This window comes from Peristeroidobacter soli (assembly GCF_004138485.1).
Taxonomy (GTDB): domain Bacteria; phylum Pseudomonadota; class Gammaproteobacteria; order Steroidobacterales; family Steroidobacteraceae; genus Steroidobacter; species Steroidobacter soli.
Genome location: NZ_RYEV01000004.1, coordinates 1,500,431 through 1,523,009, shown reverse-complemented (window position 1 = coordinate 1,523,009; position 22,579 = coordinate 1,500,431). Strand labels below are relative to the sequence as shown.

Annotated in this window: 13 protein-coding genes and 3 tRNA genes; 9 read left to right on the top strand and 7 right to left on the bottom strand. The window is 60.6% G+C overall.

What is annotated here, in order from left to right:
- Positions 1-529 precede the first annotated feature (529 nt).
- Together EKO19_RS21565 and EKO19_RS21560 are read left to right on the top strand one after the other, a co-directional pair.
- On the top strand, positions 530-943 hold the full coding sequence (locus EKO19_RS21565) for a GMC family oxidoreductase (protein WP_322095749.1): 414 nt from the start codon (positions 530-532) through the stop codon (positions 941-943).
- Positions 944-1,555: a gluconate 2-dehydrogenase subunit 3 family protein gene (locus EKO19_RS21560; RefSeq protein WP_129778484.1), complete on the top strand. Its 612-nt coding sequence runs from the start codon at positions 944-946 to the stop codon at positions 1,553-1,555. It begins immediately after the preceding gene.
- Positions 1,556-1,735: 180 nt separating this feature from the next.
- Here the strand turns inward: EKO19_RS21560 and EKO19_RS21555 are convergent, their stop codons facing one another.
- Complete coding sequence (locus EKO19_RS21555; protein WP_129778483.1) at positions 1,736-4,330, bottom strand: outer membrane protein assembly factor BamB family protein; 2,595 nt, start codon at positions 4,328-4,330, stop codon at positions 1,736-1,738.
- Between the two features lie 501 nt (positions 4,331-4,831).
- On the opposite strand from EKO19_RS21555, the gene EKO19_RS21550 reads away from it, so the two are divergent.
- The 3 genes from EKO19_RS21550 to EKO19_RS21540 all read left to right on the top strand — a co-directional run bounded on the left by EKO19_RS21550 (position 4,832) and on the right by EKO19_RS21540 (position 7,730).
- Positions 4,832-5,224, top strand: a complete 393-nt coding sequence (locus tag EKO19_RS21550; RefSeq protein ID WP_129778482.1) for a hypothetical protein — start codon at positions 4,832-4,834, stop codon at positions 5,222-5,224.
- Positions 5,173-5,721 carry a hypothetical protein gene (locus EKO19_RS21545; RefSeq protein ID WP_175597145.1) on the top strand — a complete coding sequence of 183 codons (549 nt, stop codon included), beginning with the start codon at positions 5,173-5,175 and terminating at the stop codon, positions 5,719-5,721. Before EKO19_RS21550 ends, EKO19_RS21545 begins: the two co-directional genes overlap by 52 nt.
- Before the next feature lie 533 nt (positions 5,722-6,254).
- Positions 6,255-7,730, top strand: a complete 1,476-nt coding sequence (locus EKO19_RS21540) for a sulfatase-like hydrolase/transferase (RefSeq protein WP_157995373.1) — start codon at positions 6,255-6,257, stop codon at positions 7,728-7,730.
- Between the two features lie 128 nt (positions 7,731-7,858).
- Here the strand turns inward: EKO19_RS21540 and EKO19_RS21535 are convergent, their stop codons facing one another.
- Positions 7,859-8,782 (bottom strand): sulfotransferase family protein, encoded by a 924-nt coding sequence (locus EKO19_RS21535; RefSeq protein ID WP_129778479.1) that lies wholly within the window; start codon positions 8,780-8,782, stop codon positions 7,859-7,861.
- A gap of 1,152 nt (positions 8,783-9,934) precedes the next feature.
- Here EKO19_RS21535 and EKO19_RS21530 point away from each other — a divergent pair.
- The 3 genes from EKO19_RS21530 to EKO19_RS21520 all read left to right on the top strand — a co-directional run bounded on the left by EKO19_RS21530 (position 9,935) and on the right by EKO19_RS21520 (position 14,041).
- The gene (locus EKO19_RS21530; RefSeq protein WP_217705501.1) at positions 9,935-12,079 is read left to right on the top strand and encodes an ammonia-forming cytochrome c nitrite reductase subunit c552; all 2,145 of its coding nucleotides are present in this window, start codon (positions 9,935-9,937) and stop codon (positions 12,077-12,079) included.
- Positions 12,080-12,683: 604 nt separating this feature from the next.
- Positions 12,684-12,965 (top strand): hypothetical protein, encoded by a 282-nt coding sequence (locus EKO19_RS21525; RefSeq protein ID WP_129778477.1) that lies wholly within the window; start codon positions 12,684-12,686, stop codon positions 12,963-12,965.
- Positions 12,959-14,041, top strand: coding sequence for an integrase core domain-containing protein (locus EKO19_RS21520; protein ID WP_129778476.1), 1,083 nt, complete (start codon positions 12,959-12,961; stop codon positions 14,039-14,041). Before EKO19_RS21525 ends, EKO19_RS21520 begins: the two co-directional genes overlap by 7 nt.
- 220 nt (positions 14,042-14,261) lie before the next feature.
- Here the strand turns inward: EKO19_RS21520 and EKO19_RS21515 are convergent.
- The 5 genes from EKO19_RS21515 to EKO19_RS21495 form a co-directional block, all read right to left on the bottom strand.
- Positions 14,262-14,337 (bottom strand) — tRNA-Lys (locus tag EKO19_RS21515).
- A gap of 53 nt (positions 14,338-14,390) precedes the next feature.
- A tRNA-His gene (locus EKO19_RS21510) sits at positions 14,391-14,466 on the bottom strand.
- Positions 14,467-14,598: 132 nt separating this feature from the next.
- Positions 14,599-14,675 (bottom strand) — tRNA-Arg (locus EKO19_RS21505).
- Between the two features lie 202 nt (positions 14,676-14,877).
- On the bottom strand, positions 14,878-15,942 hold the full coding sequence (locus EKO19_RS21500; protein ID WP_129778475.1) for a hypothetical protein: 1,065 nt from the start codon (positions 15,940-15,942) through the stop codon (positions 14,878-14,880).
- Positions 15,939-18,815: a caspase family protein gene (locus EKO19_RS21495; protein WP_157995372.1), complete on the bottom strand. Its 2,877-nt coding sequence runs from the start codon at positions 18,813-18,815 to the stop codon at positions 15,939-15,941. Before EKO19_RS21495 ends, EKO19_RS21500 begins: the two co-directional genes overlap by 4 nt.
- 64 nt (positions 18,816-18,879) lie before the next feature.
- On the opposite strand from EKO19_RS21495, the gene EKO19_RS21490 reads away from it, so the two are divergent.
- Positions 18,880-22,563, top strand: a complete 3,684-nt coding sequence (locus EKO19_RS21490) for a WD40 repeat domain-containing protein (RefSeq protein WP_129778473.1) — start codon at positions 18,880-18,882, stop codon at positions 22,561-22,563.
- The last annotated feature ends 16 nt before the right edge of the window (positions 22,564-22,579 follow it).

The following is a 22,579-nucleotide window of genomic DNA, read 5'->3' as shown; positions in this document are numbered from 1 at the left end:
CGGGCTCGGTGGGATGAGCCTGTGCGACAGGCTCGGACGGATCGACTCTGGACATCGGCGGGCCACTCCTCGGCGCCGGCGGCGCCTCGAAAAGCGCTCCGCCAGGTGGTCCCCAACCGAGGAAATCGGGTGGTCCCGAACTCAGGAAATCAGGTGGTCCCCAACCCAGGAAACTGGGTGGGTCTCAACGGAGGAAATCGTGCAATACCGTAGCGACAGCAGTCACTGGCCACCTTCCCGTACTGCAAGAGCTAGCTCCCTTTCACGACGACGGAACTTCCAACAATGGGCATTCCTATGTGCCCTGGTGGGGTCATCGAGATCAACGCACCGGCCGACTGTCATTCTCCACCGAGTATCACATACAGATGCAGGGAGGACGGGTCATGCCCACCGTCGAGATGTTTAAAGAAACTCCAAGCAGTGCCGGCCGGCCTCTCTACGGCCATGCACTGCGAAAGCGACTGCGCTATGAGTTCGGGTCGAAGATTACATTGGGGTCGGTCGGTGCCATGGTTCCGAACGAGAATTGCTATTGCGAGATCGATCCGAGCGTGCAGGATCGCTGGGGATTCCAGTCCTACGCTTTCACTGGAAATTCGGTCGCCAGGAAATCGAGCAAGCGCGGCACGCCGTCTCGGCAATGAGCGACATGATCGTTGCAATGGGCGGCACACCGCGCGTACTGAAGAATGCCATCGGTAGCCCCATCTTTGGGGCCGGGGAGCTCTTTCACGAGCTGGGCACCGCCCGCATGGGGATAGATGCGAGGAACTCGGTACTGACGAAGTCTGGTCACACCTGGGACGTACGTAACCTCTATATTGCGGATGGCGCAAGTTTCGCCAGTCACGCTGACAAGAATCCAACAAATACCATCATGGCGCTCTCGTGGCGGGCGAGTGATCATCTCGCGGACAGTTTCATCCGGAAGGAGATCTGAATGCCTGCAGATGGCATGACTCGACGCACGGCATTGAAGTACATCAGCGTCATTGCGTTGGCGGCGAATAGCCAGCGTGCCTCTGCAGGTCGAATCACCATGCAAACGGCAAGAGGCTACGGCACTGATCCGGATAGGCTGCAGCGCATGGTCACTTGGTCGCGCACACTGAGCAAATTACAGCTGGCGACGCTCAGCGATCTGTCCGAGATTGTGCTGCCTGCCGAGCCTCCGCACCCATCGGCGAAGGACTTGGGTGTATATGAGTTTCTGGATGAGTGGCTCAGCGCACCGTACCGGCAAATGCGTACGGACCGCATCGTCATCCTCGAAGGCCTTGTTGTGCTGGATCATTTGGCGCGCCAAGAGATCGGTACATCGTTTTCAGATGCAAATCGACAAGACCAAGATGCTGTATTTGCCTGTTCGCTTATCACGCCGTCGACTAAAGATTTCTCGCATCGACTCATAGAGCTGATCTGCGCTGGCTACTACACCTCCCGCGAAGGACACATCGCCATTGGCTACGTCGGCAATGTCGCGCTCTCCGAATTCCCAGTCGCACCATCTGAAGTTCTGCGGCGCTTCGAAATAGCAATCGGTGCAGTGTGATAGCAGCTCCCGTGAGGCAGCGCCTCACCATTGATCGGCGCGGTCATGTGCTGACCATTGCAATGGCATCGCACTCGAACTGCTGCACGATGGACCCATCTAGGCTAGCGGGTAGGCTCGCGGAGCGAATGTGCTGGATGCGCCCCGAATGAATCGGGTGGATACCGATCGACTACTCGATCACTTGATCGACTCAATTTTGATGTGCCTCAACGCTTCGGGGTCATAGGTCAGGGGATTCGCACCGCTGGAAAGGTCATTGGCCCTCAGGAGGTAGGAGACGATGTCGATGTAGGTTTGTCGATCGAGGCTCCCGGGGCTCGTCTGCGGCATCGTCGCGCGCACGTTGTCGAATAGATCCACGACGGTGGCATTCCTCCAGCGTGCGGTGAAGGCCGCGCCCAGGAGCGCCGGTGCTGCCGCTCGTCCGCTCAAATCTTCCCCATGACATACGCTACAGCTCTTGTTGAAATATTCCTTGCCCCGATTCACTTGCTCAGTGACCTCGCCTCGATGGGTCGGTGGAGTAGGTGAGGTGGTTGACGTTCGATGGGAATCTGTGGGTGCGTCTAACACGATGATCTGCCCATAACTCCATGGATGATCCCTGCAGATATAGGTGTGCCGCGCGACTGTATCAAAGGTAATCCAGGCTTCTTGAGCAGGATTCAGCGGTCCCGTGCTCCAGGAACCGTCGGTTGCTGCGAATTCATGGCGGAGGTTGCCATTGTTGACAAATAGCACCTTGGCTCCCACTTTCACGCGGGCACGATACGGGTTGAATGAGTACTCATCGATAAAGTACCGAGTTCCCGACCCAAAGAGTGAGCGCTTTAGGGAGGTCGTCTCGATTTCCTCAGTGTCCACGATTGGACCAGAGAAGGCTTCCTCTTCCTGCAGACTGGGTGTACTGAGCGCGGGCGCGATCTCCCGGCTACGAAGCTTGAACGCCCAAACTCGCGCGCCCATGGGTACGGCAATGTATTGTTCTCCGTCAATCTCGTAGGAGGCTGGAGAGCCGGCGCCACTACCTGCGCCGGTCTGGTATTTCCAGAGAACATCTCCCGTTCGTGAATCGTAGGCCTCGACGTTGCCATCTTCCGCGCTCAGGAACATGACTCCACCTGCTGTCACTATGGGGCCGCTTCTAACCTGAGTCGGCAGGCCCGCTACGGTCATGACCGGTGTTCGTCGCTTCCAAGCGATCTTTCCCGTTCTGCTGTCAATAGCGGCTAACTCTCCATGCACTTTCAGCCCGGGTGCTGTTGAGAAGTCGAAGTAGTAGGGGTCATGCGCCCGCCTGGGCCAGCCCAACCAAGAAATCCCTCGCACGTAGAAGAATCCAGTATGTGGACTATACGCCATGGGGCTTGTGCGCACCCACGGCATCGGGGCCAAGACATTGGGGGGATCTTTCGAGGGCGGGGGAGATGCCGGCGGTGTCCACATACATCCCAGAACGAAGCCCGCCGGAATGCTCTCCTTCTTCCACTGTTCACAGTTCATCAAGATACTTTCGCCACCGACGGGGAAGGACTGTGTGGGAGAGGTCATTTGAGACCGCAATTGAGGCACTGGTCGCTCTTCTGTGGCCAGAAGTGGCGTGCCGTTTGCTCGATCGAGTTGGTATAGGTAGCCGTCAGATCTTACGACCGCAAGTGCCTTGCGTATCCGGCCGTTCACCTTTGCATCGTACAGGATCACAGGCGTCCCGGCGTCAGCTTCGAATACATCGTGTCGTACAAGCTGGTAGTGCCATCGCAGCTTCCCGGATCTCATGTCCACTGCCAGAACCGAGCACGTGTACAAATTATCTCCCGGCCGGAAATCCCCAGCGAAAGGTGGCACGGCATTGCCTGTCGTCACATAGACCAGACCAAGTTCCGGATCTACCGCCGCGTTGGTCCAAATCCCGGCGCCGCCGAGCTTCCAAGCATCGTTGAATGATGGCCACGTCTCGTGCCCGGGTTCTCCGGGCGCTGGAATCGCAAACAGCTGCCACAGGACGTGTCCGGTCGCCGCATCGAGCGCAGTGAGTCGTCCGCGAAGACGCGCGTCACCATTCGACAGTCCCGAGAAAACCACGCCGTTTACATACGTAGGTGCGGGCGATGCGCGCTGTTCCTTCTTCGGTTCTTCGGTTCCTGTTTGTTGGATCCAGATGAGTTCGCCCGTCGTCTGCTTGAGCGCGATCACGTGGCCGTCCATCAGACCGACAAAGACCAAGCCTCTCCCGACGGCAACGCCCCGTCGGTTCGGTGCGGCGTGCGGAGACGCGCGCTTGCCGCTCCGTGCTGTCCGCGCCGATTCCGAGGGATTATCAGGCACGGTATTGTATGTCCAAAGGCGGTTGCCAGTGCGGGCATTCAACGCGTAGACCTTTCTCCCGGCACTTACGAACATCACTCGATGCTCGATCACTGGAGTGACCGAGGATGTCCCGCTCTCATCGAACGGCTCTGAAACCCAGTCGGCGCCGAGTTGCTGCACGTTGTCCGCATTTACCTGTGCGAGCGGAGAGTAGCGCGTATTGAAATGATCCCGTCCGACCATCGGCCAGTTGTTCGCGTCGGATTGAACTGAGTCGACATCATTGGAATTGTCTGAGGAAGAAGCGCAATGTGAGGGTGTAGCGAAAGTAACGTGGAGGGCGAATAGGACGATCAACGTAAGAATCTTGTCGCATGGAGTAAGCATCGAAGGCATCGCTTTGCAAGTGTGCTGCTCAGTATTCTCGCCCTTTTGTCCAGATTGGCCGACGCTGAAAGTATTCATTCAACGTGGTGCCAAGCTCGGGCGTGAACAGGCCAAATTGCGGCCCTCGTGGGCGGTACGCTGCGTAGAGTTCGTCGACACCGTTCATATCCATGCGCTCATCCTTGGCCGCCGCGGAAGAAATTGGTAAAGACGCAGCACCCAGATATCTTCGATCGCCGTCTGCGATGAGTCGTTGAGCTGATCCGTATGTCGATGATGATAGAGTCGCTGCTCCAGAAAATCGTCGATCTGATCCGCTCTGGGGTGGAGATCCTATATGGAGCGGCTTACTGTAGTAGCCTCCATGCCATACATCCGTAGTCCGCAGTGTGAATCACAAGAAGGCGTTCGGGTGCCTGGATACCCTCCCGTGCAAATTTATGTCGTCATACTCGGGTAGCGTAGCTCGCAGGCGGGGGGGTACCGGATTGATTTCATTGATGCTAAATCACCTTTTCGATGACACCACGCGATGCATAGATGAGGTGCCAGGTGCGTGAGGCGTGCTGAGCAGCCGTTGTGTTATTTCTCGAACAGACGTCGAGGATGCTGCTCGCTTACACTGCGGTGACGCTGCTGGGCATCGCCCTGTTCGGCAGACGTGACTGGTTCGAGCAGGCTGACGTGTTCGCCGTGCTCTTCCGCATCGGTGGAAAGATGGCGCCGGTGGAGTACCTCCGTGATGAGGCGGAGGGTCTTCGCGCGATTCGCCTGCGTGCACCATTTTCGGGATTGCTAAGCGAGGGTCCCGAGCGCATCAGCCTGCTGCTCTTCGTCCTCTTCATGCTCTCCTCGACCGCCTATGACGGCATCCACGACACGCAGCTGTGGACGGGGCTCTTCTGGACGAACATGCTGAAGTGGCTACAGCCTCTCTGGGGGAGGATCTGGGCAAGGCGCAGAATTTGTTAGTGGGAATGTTCCTCGCGTACCGTCAGCTCGGCCTGCTGGTGTTTCCAGTCATCTACCTCGTGATTTTCATGGCGACGCTGCTCGTCGCCAAGGGGCTGACCCGATCGACGCTCGCGCTGCGAGAACTCGCACTTCGATTTACATATTCGCTTGTGCCCATCGCCTTCGCGTATCAATTCGCGCACTACTATACGCTTCTCATCGTACAGTGTCGGGTATGGCTGGCGTCGTTCGCAGGCCTAATCGGCGTCGAACTCATGCGCGAGGCTTCGCTGCAGGAAGTCGCCCGGGGGAGCGTTGGACATGGCGTAGTGTGGCATATGCAGCTTACCGTGGGCCTGCTCGGGCACGTGATGAGCGTGGTGTTGGGGCACTACGAGGCCGTGCGAGCCTTTCCGCAACGAGGCGCGGCGCTCCTGAGTCAGCTGCCGCTACTGATCCTCATGATCACCTATACGATGCTGGGACTGTGGATCCTTACGTTGCCGCTCGGTTGATGAGCCAACCCTCCCGGAGGAACATCGTGCGTCCACCAACTGCGTGACAGTTGAAGAACCACTGCCGCCACTGAAGTCCAATCGAGCTTCCAACTATCCGCTGCGTGCCGGTGGTCCGCCCAGATCGGATAAGGAGGTAGCGCAGCACCTGCTGCGGTATTCTCGCGCGTCGCAGGCCGTTTCCCGGTGGGCTCCAACCGAAACTTTGTGTGCCATCTGCGCAAGCTCGCTAGGCTCACTGTGCTTGCTGGCCGAACACCCCTCGGATTGCCCGCTGGCTTTGAACTTCTCGACCATCTCCGATCAGGCATCCACGCTCAGCCGTCGGCGCTTCATCGTCTGCGGCGCTGATTCCAGGTGGTTGACCTGGAGCAGTATTGCCCGCGCGCGGATCGATCTGAAAGACGCCTCGGGCCTGTGTCGCCTCTCAGGCGATCTTCCGAAGAATGAGGGCATCTATTGAGTTAACAGGCTCGGCTCATCGAGTCATATTCGAGCGTGAGATAGCATCGGCGCTGCCCCGGGTTGCTGCAGTGCTCCTGGCTTTCTGCATCCATTCGTCAGCTATTGCGGCGCCCCCGCCCAACATCGTCATCATCCTAGCCGACGACCTCGGATACGGCGACGTGGGCGCCTACAACCCCGAATCAAAGATTGGCACGCCTCACATTGATCAATTGGCTCGGCAGGGGATGCGGTTCGTGGACGCGCACTCGGCAGCAACCTGTGTGCCGAGTCGCTATGAGTTGCTTACGGGACGGCGCCTGTTTCGTAACGATCGAAAGTTTGAGACGCAGGCGCTCATAGCGCCTCAGCAACCCACGCTCGCGTCGGTGCTGTCACAAGCCGGTTACGCGACGGCGATGATTGGGAAATGGCACCTGGGATTCGAGGGACTGGGCGTGCATCCCAGCCCTTCTGACTACACTCAGCCACTACGAGGCGGGCCCATAGGCCACGGCTTTTCGAGCTACTTTGGGCTCGCCGCCTCACTAGACGTTCCGCCGTATGTCTTTCTGCAGGACGATCGGTTCCAGCAAGGCGCACGCACGAGCATACCTGAGCACCATACGCCAGGCATGAGATCGATTCAGGGCGAGTTCTGGCGGGCCGGCATGATCAGCACAGACTTCAAGCATGAAGAGGTGTTGGGGCGCTTGGCGGATCGCGCAGTGGAGTATCTCCAAGCGCAGGCGGGCGCCCGACAACCCTTTTTCTTGTATGTCGCTCTGACCGCGCCTCACCCGCCGTGGCTGCCCACTGAACCCTTCCGCGGCCAAAGCGGCGCCGGCATGTACGGGGATTTCGTCATGCAGATGGACGCGGAGGTGGGACGGATTGTTGACGCGCTGGAGCGTGCAGGTAAAGCAAACGACACGCTGCTTCTCTTCACCAGTGATAACGGGCCGACGTGGTACGAGGCGGATATCCTGAGGTACGGCCATCGAGCGGTGGGTGGTCTTCGCGGCATGAAAGGCGATGCTTGGGAGGGCGGCCATCGGATCCCGTTTGTCGCACGCTGGCCGGGGGAAATCGCTGCAGGCACGACGAGTACGACGCTCGTTTCCTTCACAGATATCATGGGCACCGTGGCCAGTGTGACTGGGCAGACAATTCCAGCCAGCACAGCCGAGGACAGTTTTAATCTCTTGCCTGTCTTTCTCAGCAAGTCTCTCCAGTCGGGACGCGAAGTCCTCGTGCACGAAGCAGTAGGGCCCGACGGGCGATTGCTAGCGCTGCGCTGGAATCAGTGGAAATGGATTCCTTCAGGCTGCATGAGATCGATGTTTGAGGGATTCGGCGAGGGCGCCCTGCTTTCCAATCCGTGCGCACAGCGTCCGCCGGTGGGCCAACCGCCGGGGCAACTCTATGACCTCTCAAATGACCTCGGCGAGCGGGAGAACGTGTATGCGCAGCACCCGAAGCTCGTCGAGCAACTCACCGAACGTTTGAATCGCTATCGTGGCACTGAGCGCACATCGAGCTCCGGCGCAGTGGATCGCGAGTAATTTCGGTAGAGCAGGCAGACTGGCCAGGGTGGCTGGAACGGCGAATGACGGACAACGTGGGGATGTTGCGGTGACATTGCGCGCTGGTGCCACCGCTTCGAAGCAGCGGTACCGGTGAAGAGCTGGGCCTAATAATCTACTCCGGCCCGCCAAACAGGTCGGCGACCGAAATACTCCCGTAACGGTTGCAGGTCGATTCCCGCCAATAGCTCCCTCTGCGCAGGTTCGCTCTTGCTGAATTCGCGGGAAATCTCCTCCAACTGCGCGAGGTCCAAAGGCTCACCCTGGGCAGCTTTGGAGAGCACATCGTAACTGCGTTGAATCCACGAAGAGGCAAAGGTCTCTGGATTCTGGGAAGCCGAGGAGCGTTGCCGGTGAAGGTCCCGGCTCATAAAGCGATCGATGGCCGCCTCGTCGGGGCGCAGATCGACCGACAGTGCTCTTGACACTCGGTTAATTTCAACGCGCCAGTCCTTCATTAGATTGATGTAGTCGACGAAGACACGTTGATGGTTGCGGGATTGCCGTTCCACCAACAAGTTTGTCCGAAGCCACCAGACGCTTTGTCGCTCTAGAGGGTGCTGGGTCCAGGCCAGTTCAGACGCAAATTTTCGACCTGATGCGAATACTTGGTGGGGTGGGCGGATCGTAATGACGATCTTAATGGAGAGCCCCGTGTCGCGTGCGGCCTCGAACCAGAAGTCGGTAAGTTCGTCGATCAGCGGCTCTTTAATGATCAGTGGCGCGTCGCCGGCACACGTCGCCAGGAATTCGCGGATCTTGGCGATGTATTCCTCTCGATCATTGTCACAGCACGACAGTTTGCTGAGAGGATGATGGATGGAGTTGGCCGCAAACCAGCCTTGCCGCTGCAAGAAATCCAGATTGTGATTCGCTGCGACCGCGGGTTCCCAAAACCCTCTGCGATTTCCCTCGTCGGCGCCAAAAACCAATGCGGGAAGCGAGCATCCGCACAAGGATAGAACGCGTGCGAGCGCGGACGAGCCGGAACGACCGCTTCCCAGAATCAGTATGATGTCTTGACGAGCCATACTGCGGAATCCTCTGGACGAGATTGCAGATGCGATGCTCCGTTGCGCTCGAGAGGCTAGACGGGCGTATCACGGTACCATGCTGAGTATCCGTGGGCGCGTCCGTCTCTAGAGGTTCTCTCTTCTGCGCGAGACGAGACGATGCCGTTCCGATGAGTGGTGCGAAAGTTTTTCGCTGCTCTACCTAGGGCGTGGGCACAAACGTTTTCGGATGGCGGTTATATAGAGAGGTTGCTCAGCGCATTGAGAGTACGGAACTCGCAGCGGTATCAATCGTCAGAGATTTGGATCATTGATCATTGTCATCCGAAGATAGTTGATCGTGACCGTTAGTGTTGTTCTGTCTAAGCTGCTCAGGTGCGTGAGATCTTCCACGCAATTGCGGTGGTCGAACGTGCTGAACGGCTGCACGACTTCGAAGATTTTGTGTGCGCCAGTCCTTTGAGGAGCAGGCGGAGCTGGGGGGGGGAGGGCTGAAACCTGGGCTGAAACCCGTCCGCCGTTACCACGCAGTCGTAGGCATGTGTCCAGATCGATCGGCGACACTTGTGTAGAAGTGGAGCATGAGTAATAGCGCTTGTCGACGAAGCACGAACGGCCGGCGTCAAGCGGTGAGAGTGAATTCAATCGCCCACTCAATTGTGGATGCCCGCGGCTGCCGCAGCAGCCCGCCGTGGGATTGCAAGTATCCGGCAAAGAATCCGATTGCGCTACCAACTTGATGACCCGAATGAAGATCTCTCTGTCGGACTCGCTCAGCTCGCGACCCTGAATCGGTCACCGTTTGAGCTACGCGGGTTCTCAAAGCGGAGGTCACGACCTGCTGGAAGCCAGTCAGTCGGTAAGCAGTGCCATGGAACTGCGTCGCGGATCGGGAACTTGCGACCGAGTATCACCAAGCGCCGAGTGTTCCGATGGCTGCTAGTCGTCAGCGAGGCGAAGGCGTCGTTCACCGGTCGCCAGGTCGTGTTGCCATCGCCCCCATCGTTTAAGGCTTGTTGGTCACTTCGATCGTCGCTCGATTTCAAGTGTCGGGGTTGGGTGCGATGGAGGGTGGCATGTCTGTGGCTCGTGTTGTGCGCGCTTGGCGCCTGCGAGGGATCCGAGCGGGCAGAGAAGCCGCAGTCTGAGAAAGGACACCAAGCGCCAGTGGTGCAGAGGGTGCAGGCGAGCAGCGCCGATTTCGTGGGCGGCGCTGCGTGTGCCGGTTGCCATCGCGCTCAGTACGAATCATGGCGCGGCTCGCATCATGACCTGGCGATGCAGCCGGCCGATGACCCGGCGGTGCTGGGCGATTTCGAGAACGCGGCATTGCGGCGCTTCGGCGGGGCCACGCGCTTCTTTCGGCGCGGCGAGGAGTACTGGGTCGAAACCGACAACGCCCAGGGAAAGCCAGAGGCGTTCAAGATCGAATACACGTTCGGAGCATATCCGCTGCAACAGTATCTCGTTGCGTTTCCAAGCGGACGCTATCAAGCACTGACAGCCGCGTGGGACAGCCGGCCCAAAGCGCAAGGCGGGCAGCGTTGGTTTGATTTGCAGGCTGGGGAGCGCGTCCGGCACGACGATCCGCTACACTGGACTGGCCCCTACTACAACTGGAACAGCCGCTGCGCCGAGTGTCATAGCACCGGCCTGCGCAAGAACTACGACGCCGCCCAGGGCACCTATGCAACGACGTGGACCGATATAGATGTCGCGTGCGAAGCGTGCCACGGCGCCGGCAGCGAACATGTGAAGTGGGCGAAAGACCCCAATTCGGCAGCTGCGACGTCAGCGGATAAGGGGCTCGTTATCGATGTCGCCGCCAAAGCGAAGTTTTCACGTGCGCCGGGGGTAGCGACCGCGCAAGCGACCAATGCCAGCCTGTCCACCGCACAATCGAGCCGGCAGCTGGATGCGTGCGGGCCGTGCCACTCTCGCCGCCAAGTCCTCGTGAGTTCCGAGCAGAAGTTTCGCATGCCAGCGTATCACCAGGCGTATTCTCTGAGTTTGCCGATGCCGCCGACCTATCATGCCGATGGGCAGATCCTCGATGAGGACTACGAGCTGGGTTCGTTTCTTCAGAGCAAGATGCACGCGCGCGGTGTTGTGTGCAGCAACTGCCATGACCCACATTCCTTAAAATTGCGCGCAACCGATAACGACGTGTGCGCTCAATGTCACGATCCGGGCGTGTTCGACAGGGCCGCTCATCATCATCACGCCGCAGGCTCGAAAGGGGCGGAGTGCGCCAATTGTCACATGCCGGTAACGACTTATATGGTGGTTGATGACCGGCGCGATCACAGCATCCGCATTCCGCGGCCCGATCTTTCGGTGAAGTACGGCATGCCCAACGCGTGCGGTCAATGTCATGCGAAGCAGGGGCCGAAGTGGGCGGCTGCGCGCGTTGAGGATTGGCGGCGGAGCGCCGACAAGGAAGTTGCCCGGCATTTCAGCGATCTGCTGACCAGTGCCGACGACGCGGCCTGGCTGCAGCTCGCAGCCGACTCCACCATGCCGGGCATCGCGCGTGCCGCTGCATTGAGCAGCTTGGGGCAGCGGCCCAGCAGCAACACGTTACATGAATCGCGCCGATACTTTAGCGACTCGGATCCGCTGGTGAGGCGCGCAGCGACGGAGGGATTTGAGGCGGTGGATCCCGCGCAGCGGTTGCAGATGCTTCGGCCGTTAGCCGGCGATCCCTCGAAGTCGGTGCGCATGCAGGTCGCGCCGCTGCTCTCGGCTATCGATACGGGCGGCTTGGCCGCCGAGCAGCGCACTCAGTTGGTGGCGTTGTTCAGCGAATACGTTGCGTCGATGCGCGCTAACGCCGACATGCCAGGCAATCTGGTGAACCTGGGGCTGTTTTATGTGAATCGGCGTGAGGCAGCCTTGGCGGAGAGCGCGTATCGCGACGCCCTGCGATTGGATCGCCAGTTTATCCCAGCGTACTTGAATCTCGCTGATCTATATCGTCAGCTGCAACGAGAAGGCGATGCACGGGTCACGCTCGATCAAGCGCTCGACCTCGCGCCAGACGCCGCGGCAGTTCACTACGCCATGGGCCTGCAGCAAGTAAGGTCGCGAGAGTACGATGAAGCGCTGAAACATCTCAAGCGTGCTCACGAACTGTCACCGAGTGACGTCACCTACGGCTATGTATACGCGGTTGCGCTGTTCGAAAAGAACTCGCCCGATCGCGCCATCGACGTTCTGAAGCGCTTGAGCGCGCAGCACCCAGAGAATGATCGAGTGGCGCAAGCGCTGAGCGATTTTCTTGACCGTCGCGGTCGTTCCGCCCGTAAGCGGTAGACCTGCGTCCTGTGGAAGCCCTCAATCGGGACGAGCATTTGTTGCAGCCTCACCCATGGGTGGGTGGTGGAGAGGTGTGAATTCTTCCATGACCGGGCGCAGGCCGCTCGCCTCCCTGCGCGATGCCAGCATCGTCCGGCAGCACGCTGTAAAACGACATCCGGAGCGCCTACCGCCAACAGCAGGGCGCGGGACTCGCGGCGAACACCTCGCGCCATTCCGGTGATCGTCCGCTGTCCTTCGCGAAAATTCGATCTGGTCTCTGAGATGCGGGGCCGACGTGCAGCCGTGGGCATGATCGTGGCGTGCTGGGCCCGTCCTCCATGATTGTCCGACTGACCTGAGATCTGATCCTGAGGTGTCGGCTCTCGCTTCGGCCGAGCGAGTCATTGAAGGCGAAGATACTGCTTCTGCGCCGGCAGTTGGCGCTGTACTGCGAACGCGGGACGAAGCCGAGGCGGGTGGATGCGCCAACCCGACTGGCATTGGCGCTGCTGTCGCGCTGTTTCGATTGGTATAACGCTCTGATGGTGGTGCGGTCGGTGCTGACGACTGGCCCACTGCAATTTGATGTCGGATCCGACTGCGCACTGAGGACGCGGCAGTGATTGAGAAGACAGCGCCAGCCCGGAGCTTCGATTGGTTCCACACCAGCAAATCGCGCGCCCGCAGTCATGCCGCATTGCTGGACAGGCGTCCGACCATTCAATCCGGCATGAACGCGTCGGTGGTTGTAATAAAGGGCGAAACGATCCAGCTTGCGATGGAGATCGAGGCCGTTCCAGAAGAAGGTTTGGTCGAGATATTCGCTGTGGTCCGCAAAAATTCGATCTCGGCCTCTGGAGTGGCCAGTTGCCGTAACTATGGCATCATCGCGGCGTGCTGAGCGCGTTCTCCATCATCGTTCGCCTGGCCTGGGACCTGCTCCAGTGGTGCGGGCTCTTGCTTCGGCCGCGCGAATCGTTGGAAGCGGAGATTTTGTTTCTACGTCGCCAGCTGGCGCTGTATCGCGAACGCGGTGTGAAGCCGAGGCGGGTCGATGCCGCCACCCGGGTCACATTGACGCTCCTGTCGCGCTGGTTCGACTGGCGATCTGCATTGGTGATTGTCCGGCCTGAAACGCTGATTGGCTGGCATCGAGCGGGGTTCCGGCTGTGGTGGCGGTGGAAGTGTCGGTCAGGGCGGCCACCCATTCCGAAAGAGCTACGCGAACTGATCCGACGGATGGCACGAGAGAATCCAGCATGGGGTCAAGAGCGCATCGCGAACGAATTGCTGTTGAAGCTCGGCCTGCAAGTGTCACCACGCACGGTGGGCAAGTACATGCCGCGACCTGCACCAGGACGGCCACGCGGCGATCAACGATGGTCGACTTTCCTTCGCAATCACGCACGAGCCATTATCGCGTGTGATTTCTGTGTTGCGGTGACCAGCACGTTCCGGGTCTTGTACGTGCTCGTCGTCATCGAACATCATAGCAGTCGACTGATTCACTTTAACGTAACAGCGCATCCGACCGCGCAATGGACGCGGCAGCAACTACGCGAGGCGGTCGGATACGAGGAGCAATACGCGTACCTGTTGCACGATCGGGACAGCATCTTCTCGACCGAGGTAGATGAGTGCATCCAGCGGTTGGGTCTGCGCGTATTGAAGAGCCTGCCGAGAAGTCCAAAAGCGAATTCCATTTGTGAACGCGTCATCGGCACCCTTCGCCGAGAGTGTTTGGACTGGCTCATTCCACTCTCGGAAGCACATCTGCGCCAGACGCTCAAATCTTGGGTGGCGCATTACAACCGCGGACGCCCGCATTCTGCGTTGGGTCCAGGCGTCCCCGATCCTCCCGCCGATCTGTCGGTGCCATTGTCGAAGTCACGGCATCGACTCGATGACTTTCGCTCGGTTCATGGCGAGCCAATACTCGGCGGGTTGCACCACGAGTACTCGCTGGCGCGCGCGTGATCAAATCGATCCAGCCGAGAACGGCCTGGAGTGATTTTTGCGCATCACAGGAGGGTGGCTCAAGCTCTCTTCGCCGGCTTGCCCTTCATGAAGTTGTTGCGTCGAACCGCCGGTGCGAGGCCGTTTTTTTTGCCGAAACGAATTTTATAGCCAATTTTATGGAAGCAGGAGTTTCGTAGTCGCGCCGAGCTCGTAACTCGCGGATTTCAAAGCGGGAAAGTGGTGGGCCGCATAGGACTCGAACCTATAACCAACTGATTAAGAGTCAGCTGCTCTACCAATTGAGCTAGCAGCCCACTTATTCCGCTTCGTGGCGGCGTCCGGAAAGAGGCCGGCGCCGTTTAGAATTTGGGGTGGACGATGGGGCTCGAACCCACGACGACCGGAATCACAATCCGGGGCTCTACCAACTGAGCTACGTCCACCATTGTCCAATCCGCCACATCGCTGTGGCTCCCGGCGAGCGGTCCATCGAGGGGCCGTCCGACGCGGGGCGCAGAGTATATACGAACTCGCCTGGAACACTAGAAGTTCGAGCGTTGCCAGGCGACAAAAATTGGCGCGCCCGGAGGGACTCGAACCCCCGACCACCGGCTTAGAAGGCCGATGCTCTATCCAGCTGAGCTACGGGCGCGTTGCGTCCGGAAAACGACAAAGCGGTCGGCGCGGGCCCGACTGGCACTGTCCCGGCGACCAGGGGCGCAGATGGTACGGATCCGGCTCCGGTAAGTCGAGGAGGGAGCGAGGAAAACTCTACCTGGCGGGCAGCGCCGCCCGACCGACGGTCGAGCGGCGATGGAGAGCAACTCGTTGATTTCTGGTATGGCGCAGTCGGACTACGAGACGTCCGCCTTCACATACACGCTCAGGTAGCGCACCTCCGGGAGAAACTGTTCCGCGGCTTCGAACACCTTCAACGGATTGGTGCCCTTGGGTACCACCAGGCCTTCGCGAGTGAGCATCGCCTTCGAGGCGACATCCGCGATCTTGCCGACCTGGTCGGTCGGCACGACCAGGTATCGGCCGGTGCGCAATCCGACTCCCGAGCTGCCCACTTTATCGGCGGCGGCCTTGGTGCCGAATACCGGGATGGCCGTGCTTTGCAGCAGCCATTGGGTCCGGTCGGTCGACTGGAGATAACCGACCAGCTTATCCACCTGTTGAAGCGCGCTCACCGCGATCGCCGGCAGGCCGAGGAAGGGCACCGCGACCTGTGCGCTTTCGCGAAGGAAGGAGAAGAAGCGACTCCAGTTGCTTTCCTTGCGCTGAACGAAGAAGTTCCAGCTCCAGAAGCCCAGGCCTTCGGGAATCGGCACGGTCTGTAGATTGCCCCACGCGGTGCCGGGGTTGAACTCGAGATTCTTCAGCGCGGGCAGCTTGCCGCCGGTCTCGGGCAGAAATGCCGCCACCGCCGACCAGGCGAGCGCTTCCGCCAGCCCCGGCATCGGCTGGGTTTGCTGTAAATCGATGCGCAGCGAGCCTTGCTGCAGATTGCCCAGGTCGGTGCGGTCCTTCGCGGCCGGCCGAAACCGTTCCACGCGCAGCATCGCTTGCAGGTTGCCCTTGTCGGGTAACGCGCCGGCCTCGGGGTCCGAGGCCATCAGAAATCCTTTCTCGGGGTGATAGAACAGGAACTCCGGATTGGCGATGGCTGCGGACATCGGTTCCATGCCGGCGGCGTAGAGCTCGGCCGGCTCACGAACCGATTTCGTCCAGAAGTCGAGGGTTGCCTCGTCGATCTTCGGTTCAGCCGATGGGTTGGCCGCCGTGGGAGGGGGAACGCCTTCGCTCGGATTGCCCGCTGCTGCGGCGGGTGTCGCTTCCGGACTGCACCCGGCGCAAGCCGCGGCCGCCAGTAGCATGCTCATGCCTTGCAGGGCGTGACGTCTCGATTCATTCATCGTGCTTGCTCCTTGGCGATCGCCACGGTTTGGTTTTTCTCGACGAACTGGCGGTGCCGCCAGCACGCTTTCAGTTTGTATTGAGTGCGATCCCAGCGGTTCCAACGAGCTTGCAGGATCTTCTGATATTCCACGCCGGTGTCGTTGAGGCGTTTGCCTTCATCGTCGGTCGAGCCGTCCCAGCCATGCGAGCCCCAGCCGACGAACTGCTCGGGGTCGACGACCATCACGGTATGACCGACGCACTTGCCGGTGTCGGGATGCGGGCCTTGATAGACCAGCACATCGCCGGTGCGCAGGTCCTCGCCCATGCAGCTGTCGAAGTTTTCGTGCATCAGCGATTTCTTCGGCGTGCTGGTCGAGCAACTGCCGGCCTCGGCGTCGAACATTTCCGCCGTCGACAGGTAACCGCCATGCCATTTGCGGCTGGTGTACGGCGCACCGCTGCGCGTGAACGCGTACCAGATGGCTCGTGAACAATCGATGCCTTCTTTCAGGTTCGCCGCGTCATCCGCCGGTAGCGCTTTGCCGCTGCCCTTGCTCCAGCCATGCTGACGATACGGCACACCGTCGAGCGCACCGTTGGCAAAGGCCCGATTGGCGAGTTGATAGCCGGAGCTCAGGACCTTGTGCAGCGGATTGTCGGCGGCGGGCAGGTACGGGTCGATATCGAACGCCGCCAACGTATATTCCTTATCGTCCGGCGTCGGGCAACTGCGGGCCGCGGCATCGCGAGCTTCGAACTGTGGATTGGTGAGGACGCGATAGGGCAGCGTCGTCGACGTCCACGGCGTCGTGCCCGTGTTCGCATAGTAGTTGCCGCTCTTCGCGATGCCCTCGCCGAGCAGACCCCGCATGGTCTTGGCGAGTGGATGTTCGCCGCCCTTCCTCAGGGTGACGGGGTCCTGCAGCAGGCCCCAATCGATATCCAGCGTCTGGTCGGTGCCGAATACCACGACATACTCCGGAACGTTCAATGGCGGCTTGCTTTCGATGCCGCCCGGGTCGAGCGGATGGAAGGTGCCGTCCGGCGGCAGCACCAGATTGTCGCCGTCGACGGGCAGGCCCAGGGTTGCTCCGTCGTTGAACAGCACCGCGCCACCGATCCGCAGCGAGCGCGAGCCGGTGTTGGCGACTTCGACCCGCCACTGCGAGCAGACCGGAATCAGATGTTCCTGGTTGGGGCATTGCTCGACCCATTGTTGAAGGGCGCGCTCGCGATAGGGGCATTCATCCCGCTCGGCGGGCGGCAGCCGCACCAGGCGCACGCGCAGGGTGTCGTTGTTTCGCATGCTCATGCCGGGCTCGCCTTCCATGGACAGAAGGATTTGCTGGCGGGCGAAACTCTTCAGTCTGTGCGGCACCATGCCTGGCGCCGGGCCCAGCTTGGAGATGCGCACGACACCTTCCGGTCCGCGGATGGCAAATTGGCCCGAGCCCGCGCTTTCCACGATGAAGGCGCCGCTCTTATCGGAGAGCGTCATGAAATCGCTGTACTCCGGTGAATTGATCAGCGCGGTGATTTCCGCGGCGCTCTTCGGCGACAGCTTGTATTTGCCCGTGGTCGCGATCGTTACCGGCAGACGTAACGAGTCCTCGCCGCGAATGCTCAGCACCGCGATGTCGCCGGGCTTTATTTCCGACTTGGGCGGCTCGACGACTTTCGCTTTGGCCGTGATGCCGTGGAAGTCCATGATCTTGGCCGATGCCTTCGCGGCCTGCGGGTCGGAAACGTCGCCGCGATCGACATTGCCAGCATAGATGCGCAGCTCGGCGTTGAGGCTCCAGCCCGGCAGCGGCACCCCGCGCAGATTCAAATTCTCACCCTGGATGGTATCGACGACCCAGCCATAGGGGCGGGCGCGATCCTGGTCGGAGAACACCAGTTTGGTCAGGTCGCCCTGGAACACGGGCAGTTGCCGTCCCAGCGTGGCCTCACTCAACTGGATGCGCATGCGGCGCGCGACTTGTTCCCAGGACAGCGGTTGCGATTCGACTTTCGCCAGCACGTCCTCGAGTGCCACGGTGAAGTAACTTCGGCCGCCATTCTTCGGTGCCAATGCCGCGGTTCCGTCCCGTGCGGCGGCGAGCCGAACCACACCGGGCAAGCTGTCGAGCTCGGGGCCATTGTCGTCGCCGCTGACGACCCCGCTCTGGGGGGGCGTCATTTTCTCGACGACGTCCTCCGTGCTCAGGCCCTTGGTGGCCGAGCCGGAGTGGCAGGAGTCGAGGATGACTACGATGTCCTGTGTCTGCCGGTGCAGGCCGGCGATCATGCCGTTGAATTCATCGTCGCGCAGCGGGCTGACTCCGCCCGCCCAGGAATCGTGCAGGATCAGCAACTCGTCCTTGCCGTCCGGCTCATCCTTGGAATGGTCGACGGTGTAGCTGCCGTGACCCGAGAAGAACACCAGCACCTGGACCGGGTGCTTGCCGCCGATCGCTTTCGCTCGATCGCTCAGCGCGCGTTGGAAAGAGCTCACAAACGCCGGGCGAGTGGCCTGCCGATCGGTCAGCACGCATACATTCGATTTCGGAAAGCCATAGCCGGTGGGCGCGGTGATCAGATCCGCCAGCGTTCGTGCATCCTCGGCGGGCGCGAGCAGCGGCTTGATGTCTTTGTTTTGAAACGTGCCCACGCCGACGATCAGGCCGAGCCGTACGATGCCGTCCGCGCTGACTTGGGCGGGCGCGTCCAGGGTACACCATTCATTCGCACCGCCGCCGGTCGCGGCGACGGAAGTGATATTCGCGGCTTTGTTATTCTGAGTCTGAGCGTCGGAGGAACATCCCGCCGCCAGCAACGTCGCGAACGCGCCCAGAATCAGATGTGCCCCGTGAATGCCGAACCGCTTGCACCTTTCCTGATACATTCTGTGTCCCTTTCTTTTTGGTGATACATCAGTGAGGCAGGGATGCAGTCTAGCTCGGCGCGCAGTGATTGCCATCGTCTCGTTCGCTGCGAGTGCGTTGTTTGTAAGTTTGTTCGACAGCCGGGCGTCGGCGTGGAGCGCCGAGGCCGTCGATGTGAGTTTCGATCTCTATGTCCAGGCGGGCCACTCCGCGGACGTCATACAAACGATCTTCTCCGAAGACAGCAGCGTCATGGCGTCGGCGGACGAGGGCGGCGCGATACATCTGTGGGACGTGGCGTACGCGAGCGAATATGGTGCGGTTTCGAGTGGAGAACAGATTTCCGCGCTGGCGGTGAGCGTACGCAACCATCTGTTGCTGGCGGGAACGCGTCGAGGCGAGGTCGTTTTCTGGGAGCTGCGACGGCAAAACGAACGTGAGCGGTTCAGCGTGCGCGGCGGTGAAGTTCGTTCGTTGCACCTCAACTCCGATCATTCCCGACTGATGGTGGTTGCGGAACGTCGTTTCACCCTCTGGAGTCTGGCGGAACATCGCGAGTTGAGCTCGCAGGAGATTCCTCAATGGCAGGCGTCCGCGCTGTCGCCGGACGGAACCAGACTGGCGCTGACGACCCCCGATGGATTGCTGATGGTGGACGTGTCGGGGCGTCAGCCGACGATTGCCGTCCAACGATTCGGGGATCCGGATGACAAGCAGCCGCTCGGAGTGGCCTGGCAGGCGGACGGGCAGGTGGCCTATGAACAGTATCCGGGATCATTCGATGTCAGCGCCGAGATCCGGGCGGACGCCGTCCGGTGGCGGAACAACAGTTGTCGTATTCCCATGCTCACGGCGCTGCGCCCGGAGGACATTCGCAAAGATCCTTTGGGTTTTGCACAGTACCGGATCAATCCCCGGCGTTATTTCGCAACGGCCGACGGGGTCGTCGCCGTTGCGCAGGTGGTCATCTACGGGCCGGACGCAAGAGTGGTCGCCTACAATGTTTCCACCTGCCGGTTGATCCGGGAATTGCAGGCTGACCACCGGGGATGGAATCCGAAACCGGATATCGGTTCGGTGTCGGTTTCACCCGATGGCAAGTGGCTGGCGTATGGCATGGGCCGCGATGTGTTCATGTCCGCGGCTCCCACCAAGGCTGCTCGATCTCCCATCGAGCTGAGCGGCGTCAACGTCGGCAGACTGACGGCGAGCTCGCGTCCCGCGCTGGATGCAATGTTTCTTGCCGGAAACCGCCTGGTGGTGAACAACGGCGCGGGCAATGTCAGCACCTTCGACCTGCGTTCGGATCAGCCGTTGTCGTCGTTTGCCAGGACGATGGACGTGGACGGCGAGCAAAGTGGTGTCACCAGGCTCCGCAAATCCGCGAGCGACCCCGCGGGCGCCGAGCTAGTGATCTTTGGCGAGGAGGGCGAGGCCAATCTGATCCGTTCCGTGTTCGAGGGCTTTCACGATGACTTTGCCATCGAACGGCGGGCGCTGCCGTCGGGCGCAAAGTTGTCCCGATGCTCGCTCAATGGCCGGCCGGTTCTCGGGCTTCGTTCGCACGCGTTCTCCGAGAACGCGCGAGCCATCGTGATCGCGGGCGGCCGGATGGGGGCCGACGATGCGGTGGCGGTTTTCAGTGTCGACGCCTGCAAGAAGCTCTGGACACTGGATAAGGAAACCCACCCGGCGGCGCTCGCGATCAGCGACGATGGCAACTTCTTGCTGAGGCACTATGGTGGCGACCGGGTGGAATATCTGGTGCGGCCGAAGCGCAAGGGAACTGTTCCGCCGCCGACCGGCGCCGGCACGGTGCGCGCCATTGCGGTCGCCGGGGATGGAACGGCGTTCGCGGTGGGGTATGGCGACGGGCGCGTCGATCTATGGAACGTCGGCAAGAAAGAGATCACGCGTGCGGAAACATTGCGGATCGGCGGCGCGACGCTGACGTACTTGCAGTTTCTGGGCTCGCGACGGCTGGCGGCGAGTACCGACGGCGGCGAGCTGCGCCTCTGGAATCGTGACGACCCCGACGCATCGTTGAGTTACGTTAGAGCGCCCGGTGCCGTGGCTCGCGTCGCCGAGCAGAATGATATGTCCCTGGTGGTCGGGGTCACGTCGAGGAACGCCGTGGCGCTGTGGCGTGCGGCATCGGACCGGCCCACGGCGAGTCCGCCCCTGCTGGTGTTGAAACAGTTGGCGCGTAGTGGCTGGATCGTGGCGTCGCCCTCCGGCGCCTTCGATACTGATAACGTCGATCAAACGCTGGGATTGTCATTTCGCCATCCGCTGCGGGACGGCGTGTTGCCCATCGAAGCGTTTTATCGGGACGGCTATTCACCGGGTGTCGGGCCGCGCTTGCTCGCTGGCGAAGGGATGAGCAGCGAGCCGTTGCCGTCGAATCTGAATCTGGTGCAGCCGACGGTGAAGATACTCTCCGCGGAGCCCTCGCCCGACGATGCGAGCTCGATGCTCGTCATGGTCGAAGTGTCCGGCGCCCGGCGCGATGTGAGCATCGGCGATCGACATGAGACGCACGCCACCGATGTCTATGATGTGAGATTGTTTCGCGATGGCCAACTGATAGAGCAGCTCCCCGCGGATGTCGAAGACGCGCCGCCCGCCAATGAAACGTCTCAGCAGGCACTGTCGCGCTGGCAGCGAACTCACAAAGTCGTGGCGCTGAGTGACGGCCCTCGTCAACTCCCGTTCAAGGTGCGCGTGCCGATGGATGCGAAGCGGGTGGTGTTCTCGGCGTATGCGTTCAATGTGAATCGAATCAAGAGCCAGGCCGCGACCTTGCAGGTCGACTTGCCGAACCGGCCAAAAATTCCGCGACGGGCGTACCTGCTGACCGTCGGGGTGAATGCCTTCAGCGATGCCGCGTGGAATCTCAGCTATGCGATGAACGACGCGGTGGAATCGGGCACGATGCTCCAAGCTGGCTTGAGAACGGTTGTGGATGAGGTGGTCTGGGTTTCCTTGTTGTCTCATGCAGCGCTGCCGTCCGGACAGCCGGCGGTCATGCAGGCGAGCCGAGAGCATATTCGCGCCGCCATCAGAGCTCTCGCCGGAGATCGAGAGCAGATGGCCGCCCTGGCCGGAGTTGCGAATGCGGACCAGCTTCGCCGGGCCAATCCGGACGACATGGTGTTCATCATCGTATCGACCCATGGTCTGGTGGATGCGGCGGGGCAGTTCTATCTGCTGCCTGCAAACATCGACCATGGGCTGCAGCCGCCGGCGTTGTTCGAGAGGGCGATATCGAGCGATCAGCTGGCCGGCTGGTTGCGTGGCGTCGATGCCCGCGATCTGGTCATGATCGTCGATGCTTGCCATGCCGAAGCGGGCCTGCAGCACGGCGGTTTCAAGCCGGCGCCGCTGGGCAATCGCGGGCTGGGGCAGCTGGCCTACGATAAAAGAATGAGAATTCTGGTCGGCAGTCGCAAGGACCAGTACGCGCGCGAGACCAGCCGTACGCGGCTCGGATTGTTGATGTATGCATTGCTCAACGATGGCTTGCAGGAATTCCGGGCCGACGTGAGTCGCGACAACAAAATCATGCTGACCGAATGGATGAACTACGCCGTCACGCGTGTGCCGGAACTGTATCTGGAACTGGCGGCGGGGCAGTTCCAGATCAAGGGCGGCAACTATGTGCCGGCCGCCGATGGCGAGGCCGGCCTGCAACAACGGGTGTTGCAGCAGCCGGTGTTGTTCGACTTCGGCTCCGGTCGTGACATCCAGATAAAACAACGACAGTGAGGGACGAGATGCAACG